General features: G+C 42.4%; 10 protein-coding genes. 4 read left to right on the forward strand and 6 right to left on the reverse strand.

Features of this window, described 5'->3' with window-relative positions:
* Positions 1 to 22 precede the first annotated feature (22 nt).
* From DBR40_RS21430 to DBR40_RS21440, 3 genes are all read left to right on the forward strand, one after another.
* Positions 23 to 313: a helix-turn-helix domain-containing protein gene (locus DBR40_RS21430; RefSeq protein ID WP_124561776.1), complete on the forward strand. Its 291-nt coding sequence runs from the start codon at positions 23 to 25 to the stop codon at positions 311 to 313.
* Positions 313 to 1,572 (forward strand): type II toxin-antitoxin system HipA family toxin, encoded by a 1,260-nt coding sequence (locus tag DBR40_RS21435; protein ID WP_124561777.1) that lies wholly within the window; start codon positions 313 to 315, stop codon positions 1,570 to 1,572. Before DBR40_RS21430 ends, DBR40_RS21435 begins: the two co-directional genes overlap by 1 nt.
* A gap of 99 nt (positions 1,573 to 1,671) precedes the next feature.
* Positions 1,672 to 2,418, forward strand: a complete 747-nt coding sequence (locus DBR40_RS21440; protein ID WP_124561778.1) for a metallophosphoesterase — start codon at positions 1,672 to 1,674, stop codon at positions 2,416 to 2,418.
* A 546-nt stretch (positions 2,419 to 2,964) separates the two neighbouring features.
* On the opposite strand, the gene DBR40_RS21445 is transcribed toward DBR40_RS21440, so the two are convergent.
* From DBR40_RS21445 to DBR40_RS21465, 5 genes are all read right to left on the reverse strand, one after another.
* Positions 2,965 to 4,299, reverse strand: a complete 1,335-nt coding sequence (locus tag DBR40_RS21445) for a c-type cytochrome domain-containing protein (protein WP_158674100.1) — start codon at positions 4,297 to 4,299, stop codon at positions 2,965 to 2,967.
* A complete protein-coding gene (locus DBR40_RS21450; protein WP_124561780.1) occupies positions 4,296 to 5,402 on the reverse strand; it encodes a twin-arginine translocation signal domain-containing protein in 1,107 nt (368 codons plus the stop codon). Before DBR40_RS21450 ends, DBR40_RS21445 begins: the two co-directional genes overlap by 4 nt.
* Before the next feature lie 28 nt (positions 5,403 to 5,430).
* On the reverse strand, positions 5,431 to 6,951 hold the full coding sequence (locus DBR40_RS21455) for a DUF1501 domain-containing protein (protein WP_124561781.1): 1,521 nt from the start codon (positions 6,949 to 6,951) through the stop codon (positions 5,431 to 5,433).
* Between the two features lie 5 nt (positions 6,952 to 6,956).
* Positions 6,957 to 10,178, reverse strand: a complete 3,222-nt coding sequence (locus tag DBR40_RS21460) for a DUF1553 domain-containing protein (RefSeq protein WP_124561782.1) — start codon at positions 10,176 to 10,178, stop codon at positions 6,957 to 6,959.
* Positions 10,179 to 10,305: 127 nt separating this feature from the next.
* Positions 10,306 to 13,056 carry a GH92 family glycosyl hydrolase gene (locus tag DBR40_RS21465; RefSeq protein ID WP_124561783.1) on the reverse strand — a complete coding sequence of 917 codons (2,751 nt, stop codon included), beginning with the start codon at positions 13,054 to 13,056 and terminating at the stop codon, positions 10,306 to 10,308.
* A 370-nt stretch (positions 13,057 to 13,426) separates the two neighbouring features.
* On the opposite strand from DBR40_RS21465, the gene DBR40_RS27300 reads away from it, so the two are divergent.
* Positions 13,427 to 13,657, forward strand: a complete 231-nt coding sequence (locus DBR40_RS27300) for a MarR family transcriptional regulator (protein ID WP_410522642.1) — start codon at positions 13,427 to 13,429, stop codon at positions 13,655 to 13,657.
* Positions 13,658 to 13,960: 303 nt separating this feature from the next.
* Here the strand turns inward: DBR40_RS27300 and DBR40_RS21475 are convergent, their stop codons facing one another.
* Positions 13,961 to 14,899: a hypothetical protein gene (locus DBR40_RS21475; RefSeq protein ID WP_124561784.1), complete on the reverse strand. Its 939-nt coding sequence runs from the start codon at positions 14,897 to 14,899 to the stop codon at positions 13,961 to 13,963.
* Between the last annotated feature and the right edge of the window lie 14 nt (positions 14,900 to 14,913).

A 14,913-nucleotide genomic window follows, 5' to 3' on the forward strand; every position in this document is an offset into this window, starting at 1 on the left:
TTTGGATATAATTATACTCATTATGAGATCAAAGAAAGTTGTTATATTTCCAAAATATAAAATGATTTGGGATCAGTTTGGTGAAAATATCAAGCTTGCTAGGAAGCGTAGGAAACTAACTGCAATTCAACTTGCAGAACGCGCTGCTATTGAAAGAGCAACTCTTCGTAAAATTGAACGGGGGGATCCTGGAGTGTCTATGGGAGCTTATTTCAATGTACTTAAGGCACTGAATCTGCATGAAGATTTCCTTAAGCTGGCAGTAGATGATGAACTTGGCAGAAAGCTTCAGGACTTAGATTTGTTAAAGTAATGGCAGCAACAAAGACAGATATATGGGTATACGCCCATTGGAAAGGCATGGATACTCCACGGTGCATAGGTGTGATTTCTGCTCAGCAGAGTAAAGGACATAGGATATTTGGATTTGAATACGACCGGGGATGGCTAAAGTCTGATCAGTTGTTTTTGCTTGATCCTGAAATCGGTTTATATTCAGGAACCCAATACCCTGACAAAAAAGACAATTTTGGTATATTTATGGATTCAATGCCGGATACCTGGGGACGAAAGCTTATGTTGCGTCGTGCTGCGCAAACTGCTTTTGCCAAAGGGGACGCGACACCGAAACTATACGAAATTGATTTTTTATTGGGCGTTCATGATGCTTCCAGGATGGGAGCATTAAGGTTTAAGCTAGATCCCAACGGACCTTTTCTTGATGATAACAAGAATAATCCTACTCCACCAATTACTCATCTTCGGGAGCTACAGGCAAGTGTCAAAGCTTACGAAGAAGATGAGGAAGGGAAAAATGGTGGTGATTGGATTCCAATGCTTTTTGCGCCAGGATCATCACTGGGTGGAGCAAGACCAAAAGCAAATGTTGTTGATTTGGATGGTCAGTTGTGTATTGCAAAGTTTCCCTCAAAAGCTGACATAATTGATAAAGCTGCATGGGAATACTTAGCTTATGAACTGGCGACCAAGGCTGGAATCAATATGCCAGTTTGTACACTTGAAAAGGTACGAGGACCCTATCGTACATTTTTATCCAGGCGGTTTGATCGGGATACGGGTGAGCGTATTCATTTTGCTTCGGCTATGACTATGACAAAAAATAGTGAGGATAGCATTAGGGACGCTACTCCTAGTTATCTTGAGATAGCAGATTTTATACAGCGTTATGGATCGAACATAGAGGCAGACCTGCATCAACTGTGGAGAAGGATAGTATTTAACATAGCAATCTCCAACACTGATGATCATTTAAGGAATCATGGCTTTTTATTGACAGAAAATGGATGGAGGTTATCGCCTGCATATGATATCAATCCCTCAGTAGATAAAAATGGATTGGCTCTTAATATTGATATGGACAATAATGCGTTGGATTTCGATTTGGCTTTAAGTGTTGGCGAATTGTTTCAGCTAAAAGAAAATCAAATGCACCAAGTCATTAAAGAGGTTTCAATAGCTGTAAAGGATTGGCGAACGATAGCTACTAAATTGGGAATATCCCGGGCGGAACAAGAAGAAATGTCTCCCGCATTTAGAATAATTACTGAATAGTGAAAGGAATCATTATAAATACGTTGACCAAATTAGAAAAAAACACGGGTATTTATAGTATAGTAAACCTTGTCAGTGTGCTACATATCAACTAAAGAAATGAGAATAAAGATAATTAGTGATTTGCATCAAGAATTTGGGTTATCAGATTTGGATTTTAGCAATGCCGATCTCGTTATCCTGGCTGGTGATACAAACTTGGGGACAAAAGGGATAGAATGGGTTAAGAAAAATATTCCCTCTAAACCAGTCATATATTTATTGGGAAACCACGAATATTATAAGGGATCATACCCGAAGACACTCAACAAAATACTTGAAGCATCCAAAAACTCAAATGTAAATGTCCTTGAAAATAATATGGTTGAGTTTGAGGGCATAAGGTTCCACGGTGCAACTTTGTGGACGGACTTTAGCTTATTTGGAAATCCTGTGGAATCTGGCATTATTTGCCAGGCTAGAATGAACGATTATGCACAGATACGTGTTGATCCAGCATATTCAAAATTAAGATCAATAGATACTTACCAGATTCACAAAAAATCAAAATCTTGGCTACAAAAAAGTCTCAAAGAATCAAGCGGTTTTAAGAATGTGGTAATTACTCATCATGCTCCTAGTGTGAAGTCGATACCCCAGCCTGATAGAGATGATGCCTTGTCAGCTGCCTATGCTTCAAACCTTGAAGATGTGATTTTGGAGCATCAGCCTTTGTATTGGATTCATGGCCATATCCATACGCCTACCAGATATACTATTGGTAACACTGAAATTATCTGTAATCCACATGGCTATTTGAATGAGAGGTATAATGGCTATGAGAAAGATTTGATCATTGAGGTTTAAAGTTCAAATGCAACTTTAACATTCATCATCATGAAAAATTAGAACTATGATAATGACTGATGTTTATTCATTAAGGATGATCGCTAATATGCTGTGTATGATGAAATTAAAGTTTAAGTAGATTGTTAGCAAGGTCGCAGGATATGTTGCATCAATTCGCATTGGAATCTTAATCATTTATTTTGTGATTTGATTGAAATAAAAATTAAATTAAGGCAATCTGAAGATGTTGTATTGCACTGACCGACATTGATGTCGGTCAGTTAGATCCAGATATTAATAACGAGGTCGTTGGGAATTCCTACATTATTTAAGGTAAGCTTACCTGAAACAGCCATCGCGGCATTGAAAATTCCCCATTTCGATGGCAAAGGGATCGACAAAAAATGAGTAAACTATTGATTCAGCTTCATCGTTACCGCCATTATATGTTTGCATAGCCCTCTGTTCGTCTTATTATTGGTAAACCAGGTACAAGTAAAAGCTATGCATCTATGAAATTACCAGGATTTGGCGCTCAACTATTCTCTAAGTTTCGTTCCTCATTTATTCAACCTGCTTCACGGCAGTTCCCCATGTATATACACGTTTGATAGCGGGATTTTTTTTCAGCGTGGTTAAGGCATCGCCTGTAATTTGGGTTTGATTTAAATTTACGGCTTCCAAATGTTTTAAAGTAATTAAGTCATTACTGATCCGATCCGTTACCGGATTTTTATCAATCCGAAGTTTCTCCAGGTTGCTGAATGATTTTAATATAGCAAGATCGGCATCTGAAAAATTATTTGCAGACAAATTTAACCAGATGATATTTTTGGACAAAGCCAACAACTCTCGCTTAAAATCAGCCATTTTCAATCCTGATCTAGCAGGCAGGGTAATATCGAGCATAACCGGTCTCTTCAACATCATCCTTACCATTAATCCACTGGCCCTTAATTTACCAATCAGCCCACTATCAACAGTTAGCGGAATATCGGGATTAACCGCCTGGATAAAGTGAGTATCAGTATCTTTACTTTCGTTATCTTTATTAAAACCTAAATAGGCCCCGATTTTTGGTTGTATTACTGTCGTATTTTTAAGCTGGGCAATGGTTTTACCTTCCACAGCGCCGGCTTGCTCAATCCACCACTTAATTATTGCAACCTCAGTGCTGCTCAGCGGTGGCTTGCCATCAGCAGGCATAAAATCCCGGTGCGCAGGATCCAGGGTAATGCGCTTGTACAATTCGCTTCTCTGAAGCTGGCCAGCAACAACCGCAGCACCTGTTTTACCTCCTTTATGTAAAGTTTGCAGACTTTCTACTGATAAATCTCCTTTTTGTTTACTGCCCTGATGACATTGCGCACATTTATTTGCAAGTATTGATGCCACCACATCTTCATAAATCATTGCACTTTGAATGCTTGTAGGCTTCTTCCTTACTTCTTTCAAGAGGATGTTCATGGTAAGGTAATCACTGCCATGGGTAAGACTGGCTCCCTGATGGCCACTGTAACTCATCAAAACAATGAGGGCCAATAAGGACACTGAAAATAGTTTTTTGGGAATAAGTATTTCTCTTTTTACACGTTCTAGGGAAATAAAACAAAGCAAACCAGCAATGGCCGCCAGCATAATTCCGGAAAACCGGTGATGACTTAGCGTAGATTGATTGTAACTACCTGACAGGGAAAGCAGGTAGCCAAAGATACAGGCCAATACCGCCGAAATAAACCCAACAAACAAAATTACCGGCAGCGCAGGTCTCAGATTGGCATAGCGGTCAAAATACGACAAGGTGTTGATTATGCCAGCCAATAAAATAAAGCCTATGGGCAGATGCACAATAAGGGGATGCAGGTGTCCGGCAAAGGTGGTTATATCCCCTACTATCATACGCGCGTTAATTTTACCGGTGCAGTATGATAGGCATTCCACTGGCATACATACACATTTTTATCTTCATCGATACAGACATCGTGGCCGTGCTGAAAAACAGGGTTAACGGCCTGTAAGGTTGGCTGCAATACCCCGTTTTTGTAAACTGGCGCCGCCCCTCCGGGATTGGAAATCACCTTATCCCGGGCATCGAGTATCGTTACAAAACCGGTATTGGCATTGCGTTTACCTGCGGTATCTTTAGACCAACATACCCCGGCGTAAATATTTTGTTCATTAATTACAGCCCTGCATACGTACATCCCCGGCATATCGATTCGCTTAATAAATTTGCCATCCAGTGTAAATACTTTAAAGCAGTTCTCCTCCCGCGAGGTACAAATTAAGGTTGGATTATTTGGATCGCGGGTATCAACGGTTACCCCGTGCGCATTAATTAAATTATGGTCTTTATTGGTATTGTGATGTCCACCAAAATGCCGAATGTATTGCCCTTTGCTGTTATACTGAAGAATATAATCAGAGCCATAACCATCTGCCACATAAATATCGCCATTAGGGGCAACAGCCGTTTCGGTAGGTTTAAAGTCTTCATTATCTTTATAAACCCCAATGGTTCGGGGGTGGCCAATCGCGAAGATCAGTTTACCATCAACCGTGGTTTTTAATACCTGACCGGATTGGCCATAACCATTACCGGTTTTATCCAATGCCCAGCCACAATCGGTTAGTAATAAAAAATCTTCGCCACCTTCTTTGCTGATAGTTAAACCATGACCACCCGGTAAAGCGGTACCCCAATAATCAAGCAGTTTGCCCGATTTATCGAAAACCAGGATATTGTTCTGGGTATGATCGCCCAGCATAATCAGCCGGCCTTTGCTATCCTGTACCATTTCGTGGCAGTTGGCCAACGGATTACTGTTTACACTTATTTTCGCCCAGTTTTTATCGGCTTTATAGGTAAAATCGCCTTGACCGATGACTGGGTTGTCTGGTTTCAGATCGGGATGTAAGATGGCAAAGCTTTTTGATGGCGAGGCAGTAATTAAAGCCGATGCAACGGCGGTATTTTTGATAAAATTTCTTCTTGAGTTCATCCTGTTTTTTAAATTATCGACCCCTAAACTAGGCGAGTATATTTTTAACAACTGTTCCTTCTACATCAGTAAGCCTGAAACGCCTGCCCTGAAATTTATAGGTGAGTCTTTCATGGTCAATTCCCATTAGGTGCAACAAAGTAGCTTGAAAATCGTGCACATGAACGGGATCTTTGGTAATGTTATAGCTAAAATCGTCTGTTTCGCCATAAGTTATTCCTGGCTTTACTCCTGCCCCAGCCATCCACATAGTAAAACAACGGGGGTGATGGTCGCGTCCGTAATCGTTGGCAGTGAGTTTGCCCTGTGAATACACGGTACGCCCAAATTCTCCGCCCCATATCACCAGTGTATCTTCCAGTAAACCCCGCTGCTTTAAATCTTTAATGAGCGCAGCAGTGGCCTGATCGGTTGCTTTACATTGTGTGGTAATACCACCTGGTAAACCGCTGTGCTGATCCCAGCCCTGATGGTACAACTGTACAAATTTCACATCTTTCTCTAACAGCTTTCGCGCGAGCAGACAATTGGCAGCATACGTTCCCGAATCACGGCTATCTGCACCATACATTTCAAAAACCTCATCAGGTTCATCAGCAGTACTCATAACATCAGGTACAGAGGTTTGCATCCGGTAGGCCATTTCATATTGCGCTATACGTGTTTCGACCTCTGGATCACCATAGGCCTGATTCTGTAACTGATTTAATTTTGATAGGTACCCCAGCATTTCCTTTCGGTCTTTACCATCATAACCTTCCGGATTATTTAAATAGAGAACTGGGTCTTTACCAGCCCTGAACTGCACCCCCTGATGGCACGAAGGCAGAAAACCATTCCCCCAAAGCCTCGAATATAATGGCTGGTCTTTTTGTCCGTTTTTAGATACCAGTACGATAAAGGTAGGCAGGTTCTGATTATCGGACCCCAAGCCATAGCTGAGCCACGAACCTATTGATGGCCTACCGGGCAACTGATTGCCGGTTTGAAAAAAGGTAATGGCAGGATCGTGATTAATGGCCTCTGAATGCATAGACTTGATGATGCAAAGCTCATCGACCACTTGAGCAGTATGCGGCATCAGCTCACTTATCCATGTTCCGCTTTGGCCGTGCTGGTTAAATTTACAAAAGGCCGGCACCATGGGCAAAGCGCTTTGGTTAGCACTCATCCCGGTAAGGCGCTGACCTTGCCGCACCGAATCGGGCAGGTTTTGACCAAACCTATCTACTAACTTAGGCTTATAGTCAAAAAGCTCAAATTGCGATGGTCCGCCACTTTGAAACAGATATACCACTCTTTTGGCCTTAGGCGCAAAATGCGGCAATGCCCTTAAAATATCTGCCTCCAAATCGCCCCCTGATGGTGTAGCTACTGTTTTAGTCAAATTACCGAAAAGACTATTCCCAAATAACGATCCAACAGCGAGTGCCCCTATGCCCAACGATGTTTTAGTTAAAAACTCCCGCCTGTCGAGCTTTTTGTTAAGTTCGTTAAATTCAGGGGTGTGTAACCTGAACTCCTCGTTGTGATGATGAAAATTAGACATATCGTTTATCTTTTGGTTAATGATGCGTCCGAATTTAAAATGGTACTGGCCACAACTGTGTTGGCGGCAATCAGCGCATCGTCTATTTTTTTATCCACTCTATATTGACCGGTATTTAACCAGCCGTATTTTTTTTCAGGGTGTTGTTTAAATTTTTTAAGTTCAGCCTGCTGTACCTTTAAAAGCATTTCAACTTCTGCCGCCAAGGGTCTGCGGCCAGTAAGCTTGCGATAGGCATCGTTTATCCCCACACGGATCTGATTTGCCCGGCTCATCTGCTCTCCAATTACCCTTGCTGCTTCCACAAAGGTGGGATCGTTGAGCGTAACCAGGGCCTGCAACGGCGTATTGGTTTGCTGGCGTCGCATAATGCAATAACTGCGTGTAGGGGCATCGAATGTAGAGAGTGTAGGATTGGGAACTGATCTTTTAATAACCACATACAAACTACGGCGGTAAACCGCCTTTCCAGTATCAGGCGTATAACTGGTATTGTTGATCTCCCATAAACCTTCGGGTTGGTATGGCTTTACACTTTTGCCACCTATTGCTGAATTCAGCAAACCACTGGCCTTCAAAGCATTATCACGTATCATTTCCGCACTTAAACGATAAGCCGGGCCATGAGAGAGGAAACGATTTTCTGTATCTTTTTCAACAGCCGCTTTACTTACACGGGAATCCTGCCGGTAAGTTGCTGACATGACGATCAATTTGTTCAAAGCCTTCACATCCCAACCCGATTCCGTGAACTGAACAGCCAGCCAGTCTAACAATTCGGGGTGAGAGGGCATTTCGCCCTGATTACCAAAATCTTCAGCGGTTTTAACCAATCCTACACCAAAAAAGTTTTGCCACAAGCGGTTAACCGCTACCCTTGCCGTCAGCGGGTTGTTGATATCGGTTACCCAACTGGCCAAACCCAGCCGGTTTTTAGTCAGATTTTTAGCATAAGGCAATATCGCTTCGGGAGTAGCGGGATAAACCTGTTCTCCGGGCATATCGTAATTACCTCTTTTTAGCAGAAAAGTTTTTTTGGGTTTAGGCATTTCCTGCATCACCATGAGCTCGGCAATATTTTCTGACGAATCTGCCAGGGTGCGGCGCAGGGCTTTCAACTTTTGTTCTTCAGCGAGTAATTCCGGATCAACCGCTGCCAGATAATAAGCTTTGAGTATCGCTTTATCTGCAACAGTTAATGCCTGTTTATCTTTAAGGGCAATACTTGCCCAACTCGTCTTTTTGGCAAGTGTTTTAATTTCAAAAGGAATCAGGTCACGGTTATAAACGGCAATATCATCGGCCTTACCGCCTGTAAAGCCCCGCCCCCGAGACCATCCACCAATTTGTAATCCGGGCTGCGTGCCAGAAGTGAACAAAATATCTTTTGTGAGTTGATCCATCGTGGTTTCCATCTCCATTTCGGCACCATCCAGATATAATCTGTACCCCCCGGCTTTTGACGAGCCATCGTAGGTTACAGTAAGCTGAACCCATTTATTTCGGGGGACCTCTGCTATACTGAGCCTGGTCAGGGCATTTGATGGTGCGGTATGCGCCATGTTCAGTTCCAATCTGTTATTTTTAAGATACAGGTGGTAGCCCCTGAAATTGTATAAACGTTCGGAATTACCTTTGTGAAAAATAACCCCTTCGGTAAGCTGCTTCGGAATGTTTACCCACAATCCGATACTAAAAGGCTCGGACCTACTGAAAACACCAACCTGATTTAAATCAAGCCAGGTATCGCCATTAAACAAGAGTGCCTTCCCCCCATCGCTTGTTACAAATGTAGGTTTATCTCCCCGCATTACACCAGTTTCTTTAGTGTTTACACTGCTGGTAAAGTTCCCTTTATCGAAACTATAAAAAGCTTGCAGGCCATTAACAGGAATTTGATTAAGCGCCAGCTTTTTATAATTACCTGTGCTTAACCATTGCTCAAAACGCGTAGCAGCTTTATTAGTACTTAACCTGATTTGATCCCGTTCCTGTTGAATATTATGGTTAATAAACTGCAGTATTTTCTCCTTTTCGCGGGTGGGTAGCAGCTGTGTGGGTGTAGGCAATGCATCGTCAAATGAAATTTGCCCTGCTTCCTTTACATTATTAAAAAAGCTGAAAAGCTGATAGTAATTCTTTTGGGATATGGGATCAAACTTATGATCATGGCATTTTGCACAACCTACAGACATGGCCAGCATAGCGGTGCCAAAAGTGTTGGTGCGGTCTATCACATATTCGGTTTGAAACTCTTCTTCAATTATACCGCCTTCCATATTTTGCTGATGGTTGCGGTTAAAAGCCGTGGCCGTAATCATATCGCGTGTTGGATGCGGCATGAGGTCGCCGGCAAGCTGCCATTGTAAGAACTTATTATATGGGAAGTTGGCATTGAAAGCCTTGATTACCCAATCGCGGTAGGGCGACATGTCCCGCAGCCGGTCAATCGTGTAACCATGCGAGTCGGCATAACGTGCCACATCCAACCAATCAACAGCCATTTTTTCGCCATAATGCGGAGATTTCAATAATCTATCAACCTGTTTTTCGTAAGCATTAGACGAATTGTCTTTTAAAAAATCATCAATCTCTTTCAATGTAGGCGGCAAGCCGGTTAAATCAAGCGAAACCCGACGTAATAGCAATTCCTTCCCTGCTTGCTTAGCCGGCTGAAGTTTTTTTTGCTCCAGTTTTGCCAGCACAAAATTATCGATTGGATTGTAGATAAGCCTATTTCCTTCATCCACTTCAGGTATAGCTACTTTTACCGGTTTTACAAATGCCCAGTGCGGTTTATAAACTGCCCCATCTTTTATCCATTTAATTAATATTGCTTTTTCGGTTGTGGTAAGCGTGTGGTGCGATTCGGGCGAAGGCATCATATACTTTGGATCTTCGGAAAGAATGCGGTGAAAAAATTCGCTGTCCTCCAGGTCCCCCGGTTTTATGGCTACCTTAGTTTTATCTTCAGGCAATTCGGCGTAGGCAAATTCAGCTATATCCAGCCTGAGCCCGGCCTGCTGTTTGGCCTTATCAGGCCCATGGCAAGCAAAACATTTGTCGGAGAGGATCGGCTTCACATCAACATTGTAATCCAATTTCTCCGGTAAAGCATCATAAGCTTCTTTTACCCCGGCAGGCAGCTTAACGGCTGATGAGTAAGAATATATACTTGCTGCCAGAAGCAGCACCGCTCCAAGCAGGATAAAAAAAAGCCTCCTCATAAGGTAATTATTTGGTTATTAAACTGATCAATCTAAATATAAGGATTAAGTCCAATTTCTTCTATACCAGTCACAGTCTCCATCAAATTGATTTTTGAGAAAAAACCTTACCGGTACTTAAAGAAATTTACCTAGCCCATAACAAATTGGCCTTGGGCCCAAGCCACAACTCCAAAATGCCACCTTTACTAAAATCGGCATGCGAAAAAGAGATTTGGTTATGATCTTTCCCATTTAAGCTTGCTTTTTGGATGTAGCAATTTTCTTTTGAATTTTGATGGGTTTTGATCACAAATTCCTTCCCTTTATAATACTTATTGTTTAATCTAATGATTACCTCGTCAAAAACCGGGCTGGTAATGTCGTAAGTGGGGTTTATAGCCGTATTGCCGTTTAAACTAAATAAACCAATTGCCATTAAAGCACTCACACCGCCCATTTGTCCCTGGTCTTCATCGTGTCCACCATACCCCTTATCAGGGGTAACAGCACCATAAGCCTGTTCGGCTACCCTGCGTACCCAATACTGGGTTAAGTCAGGGCGACCTGCATAATTGAATACATGCGCATTGGAACAGCCGGGCTGGTTGGCATAACTTACATATCCTGCTCCATAGCCAAATACAAAATCCTGGTCTTTGGCTTTTTCGAAGGCATAATTAAGCCTGTTGCAAAGGCTATCTGCACCGCCCATTAATTTAGCAAGTTGGTCTATACCATGCGAAACCGACCAGGTGGCCTGCCAGGCGTTTGCTTCTACCCAGCCACTTCCGCTAAGGGGATCTTTGGTTAGCCAGCTGCCATCGGTCTTTTTCGGGAAAATTAATTTTTGCTCGGGATTAAAAAGTGTAGTCCACCCTTGCGATCGTTTTGTGAAATATGCTGCATCGGCTGTTTTCCCCATTTTTTTTGCCATTTGCCCAAGCGCCCAATCCTGAAAGGCAATTTCGAGCGTAATACCGGCATTGCCAGGATAATATCCGTTAGTGATGTAAAATTCCATTGGTTTAATACCCTCTGCACCACCGCCCATCATACCGCCTGGGGCATGGTTATCTTTCATTACCTGATAAGCAACTGCTGCAGGCTTTTTGGTTAAAATTCCGCGCTGATAAGCACTGGTGATCAGATTCGTAGCCGGACATCCGGTCATAATATAACTGTAGCCTCCGCCACTGGGGCCTCTTGGCAAGAGCTTACCGTTTTGGGCATACTGGATTAATGAGGCTGAAAAATCATCGAGTACCTCGGGCCAGGCCAGGCCCCAAAGAATATTAAGGTTCCACTGGGTTAACCAAAAAGCATCCGAATTGTACATGTGAAATTTTGCCTTACCATTTTCATCTTTGGGCAAGGTCCTTACTTTAAATCTGAGGTTTACCGTAGCACTCCCTTTCTTTTCGCCATCTGTATTATCGGGATAATCGCCCGATACATCATCGATTTTATGGCGACCAAGCAATACGTGCCATAAATCGGTATACAGCTTTGTTTTTTGATCAATGCTTCCGCCCTTTACGGCAATGCGCCCTAGCATCTCATTCCACTCCTCCTGGGACTTTTTGCGAAGCTGACCAAAATTCCAATGAGGGCTTTCTGATTGCAGATTTTGCCTCGCATTTGCAACACTGGTGTAAGAAACGGCCACTTTTAATTGTATACTTTCGCCAGCTTTTACCTGATATTGTGCCGATACGCCCGTAGTTGCTGCATCATAATAGCTCATTCCACCACCGTTTCTGGCCGTTTTATCGGCGGTTCCGTTTAATACGTTTACATCAGCCAACTGCTGTTTTCCATCCCATCCGTTTAAATGTTCAAAAGGCCTTTCGAAATCAATGGCAAAATAAACGCGCACATTTTCGGGTCCTCCCCATAATCTGCCTGTTGTATTTACAGAACCTTCTATGCGGGTGTTACTGATCTTTTCAATCCGCGCATCATTCATGGTTGCCTCGCCAACATAGCCCCCTAGGTTAACCAGCACGTTAGCCAGCGCATCTTTAGTGTAGGTAAAACGATAAAAACTTACCCTGTCGCCAGCGGTTTGCTCTACCCAGGTATGGTAATTATCCAGATAAAGGCGATGGTAACCTGGCTGCACAATTTCGCCATCGTGCGAAAAGGTTGATTTCCATTCCTGTTCTCCCTTGTTAGGGTCAATAGCGCCAGTTGTGGGCATTAAGGTAATGCCTGACATCATCCAGCAGTGTATTTGCGGAAAGCCTAAAACTTCTGTAGAATTGTAATTATAACCACCACCATACTGGTTTTTATTGCGCGTTAATGGAGCTGCACTAATCATCCCAAAAGGCTGACTCCCAGTTACAAAGAAAAAGTATCTTCCGCGATTGGATTCGATATATGGATTTACCCAAGAAACAGGCTCCACTATTTGCGAAGGCCCGGGGTAAACCTCAATTTCCGACAAACCAATAGCTGCACCGTCAGCATCGGTAGTCTCGAAGCGTACCCATTTAACAGTTTGTTCAGGAAAACTAATCACTTTTGGCGCACCGTTATTGGGAATGGCAAATACCGAAATACGCGTTCCATTACTAAAGATTAGTGTCCCCCCTGCATTGTGCGATTTTGTGCTAGCCCTGTCATAGAGTATAATCTGATTAATAGCCTGGGCTTTATCCCAGTCTAATTGCACCCAGGGGTAATCAATCTGCCCCCAAAAGGTAACCTTACTTTTCGATACCCATTCGCCTTTATTATCAGTTCTGATAATGCCATCGATGATGTAGTTTGCTTTTCCCTGCTCAGTTTCGGATGACGCACTTACGCTTGCTTTACTTGCAATACTCCCTGGCCCGGCATATGCACCCACCCTACATAAAGCAAACAGAAGTATTAATTTTAATATTTTCATCTCAGTATCAATCTGGTGTTATCCCACCGTTCAATATTTGTGTTTATGAGTCCCCAAACAGAACTGATAAAATCATTAATCAAAATGCAGGATGCCTCCACTGAGAAACAGTTTATCACAGGATCGTTTATATTTGGTTAAGTAAATCTAATTCACTTTTGACGGAAAAACTCGTCGTATTGCGAAAAAAAACAGTCCATTTACGAAAACATACTTTACCGATCTGTATATTCTTAATAACAATAAAGCTATTTATTTCACTAATTGTAATTTCAAAAGGGTCACATACAGCCGGAGTAAAAATATTTGCCTTTTCAAGTATATCGAGCGTAAAATAGCAGAGAAGAGGAAGCTGGTAAACTTCCAAAGGATAAATGGCGTAAACGAGCGACAGGCCATTATCATTAAACTGATATATGATGAGCCTGATTTATTGCTTACTGTTAGGGAGATAGAGACCCGGATGGGTATCTCTAATCAAACTGCCAGGACTGACTTGGACCATTTGGAAGCATTAGGGCTTTTGGATGCCATGGAGATGAATAAAAAGACTAAGTTTTTTTGCTGTCTGAGTCTTTTGAAGATATCTTGCGTAAGTTGACAAAATAAAAATCAAAAAAACCTCCTAATTTTACATAAACTAGGAGGTTTAAAGAGATTAATCATTTCAGATATTTTTATTCAACCATAATTATCTTTCTGCAATACTGTTCCGCCGTACCAGGTAGTTATTTATAGGATCTGATTGGTATATCCACACGGGCTTACAAAACGGCTAAATTGTGTCAAAACTTAAAACGCCCTTCTTCAAGAATTACTCAAATTTTAACAATTACTAATGTTTTTTACCTTATAAAATTAAAAAACTGTGGATCACCGTATGCTTCGGCGAATTAGCCGATTGTCATTGTACCAGCGTATAATTTCCAGATCCACTGATCGTTTCTCCGCCATTTAGCGTTCCGGTAAAGGTAAAGCTATTGAGGCCAGTTTTAGTTACTGTTAGATTGGGCGTGGTATAACGGTATTTTCCATTCTCGAACCAGTACAGGATAGCATGGAGAGCACAATTTCCACCTGCATTGTCAGATGCAAAGGTTCCGCTGTCAGCTTTCGGCATGACATAGATCGTTAATTTTTTTCCATCGCCAGCATCGGGGTCTAAACCAAGACGAATGCTGCCTGGACACTGTACATTATCTATTACAGCCCTAACACTATAGGTACCACGGGTTGCCTGAAGGGTTACCTCAGCTACATTCTGCTTGGCCGAAACTGCCCCAGTTCTTTGGGTAGACCCAGATCCTGAAGCCTGTCCATTTGTCGCCCCAACGGATGTCGTGGATTCGAACCTTGAAGTTGATTTCGAACCAGTACTTGAAGCAGTAGCTGTTCCGGCGCAGTTGGACACACAATATTTTGTTCCGTTCGCACAGTTATAGGAAGGTCCGCCCTTTACATCACTATAGGCCGTTATAAAGAATTCCATAGAACTTCCCTGTGGCAGTACTTTATTATATCCAGGTGAATGTGTATACGTTTGTCCAGGATCGAGTACAAACAACCCGCCGTTCATCTTTTCCTTCAACTTGCCATCAGCAGCAACGATCCATGGGCCAAAAGTGAAACTGACGCGTTTGTCTGAGCGATTCTCGATGCGCCAATTGTACGTATATGCAGTTACTGAAGGCTCATAACCAATAGACTTATAAGATACATATAGATTGGGAAAGCAAGGCGCTTGTTTGGCCACGCTCCATTCGGTCTTGCCATAGCCTCGGTTTTGAGCCGAAACCCTATAAAAACTTAAAAGCAACAATAAAAAAAAGCAAAATCTTTTCATGACAATAAATTTAT

The organism is Pedobacter sp. KBW01 (genome assembly GCF_003852395.1).
Taxonomy (GTDB): domain Bacteria; phylum Bacteroidota; class Bacteroidia; order Sphingobacteriales; family Sphingobacteriaceae; genus Pedobacter.

Excerpts from the sequence above, each read along its gene's own strand:
- DBR40_RS21450 (WP_124561780.1), bottom strand. The coding sequence starts at position 5,402 with ATGAACTCAAGAAGAAATTTTATCAAAAATACCGCCGTTGCATCGGCT.
- DBR40_RS21465 (WP_124561783.1), bottom strand. The coding sequence starts at position 13,056 with ATGAAAATATTAAAATTAATACTTCTGTTTGCTTTATGTAGGGTGGGT.
- DBR40_RS21445 (WP_158674100.1), bottom strand. The coding sequence starts at position 4,299 with ATGATAGTAGGGGATATAACCACCTTTGCCGGACACCTGCATCCCCTT.
- DBR40_RS21430 (WP_124561776.1), top strand. The coding sequence starts at position 23 with ATGAGATCAAAGAAAGTTGTTATATTTCCAAAATATAAAATGATTTGG.
- DBR40_RS21460 (WP_124561782.1), bottom strand. The coding sequence starts at position 10,178 with ATGAGGAGGCTTTTTTTTATCCTGCTTGGAGCGGTGCTGCTTCTGGCA.
- DBR40_RS21475 (WP_124561784.1), bottom strand. The coding sequence starts at position 14,899 with ATGAAAAGATTTTGCTTTTTTTTATTGTTGCTTTTAAGTTTTTATAGG.
- DBR40_RS21435 (WP_124561777.1), top strand. The coding sequence starts at position 313 with ATGGCAGCAACAAAGACAGATATATGGGTATACGCCCATTGGAAAGGC.
- DBR40_RS21455 (WP_124561781.1), bottom strand. The coding sequence starts at position 6,951 with ATGTCTAATTTTCATCATCACAACGAGGAGTTCAGGTTACACACCCCT.
- DBR40_RS21440 (WP_124561778.1), top strand. The coding sequence starts at position 1,672 with ATGAGAATAAAGATAATTAGTGATTTGCATCAAGAATTTGGGTTATCA.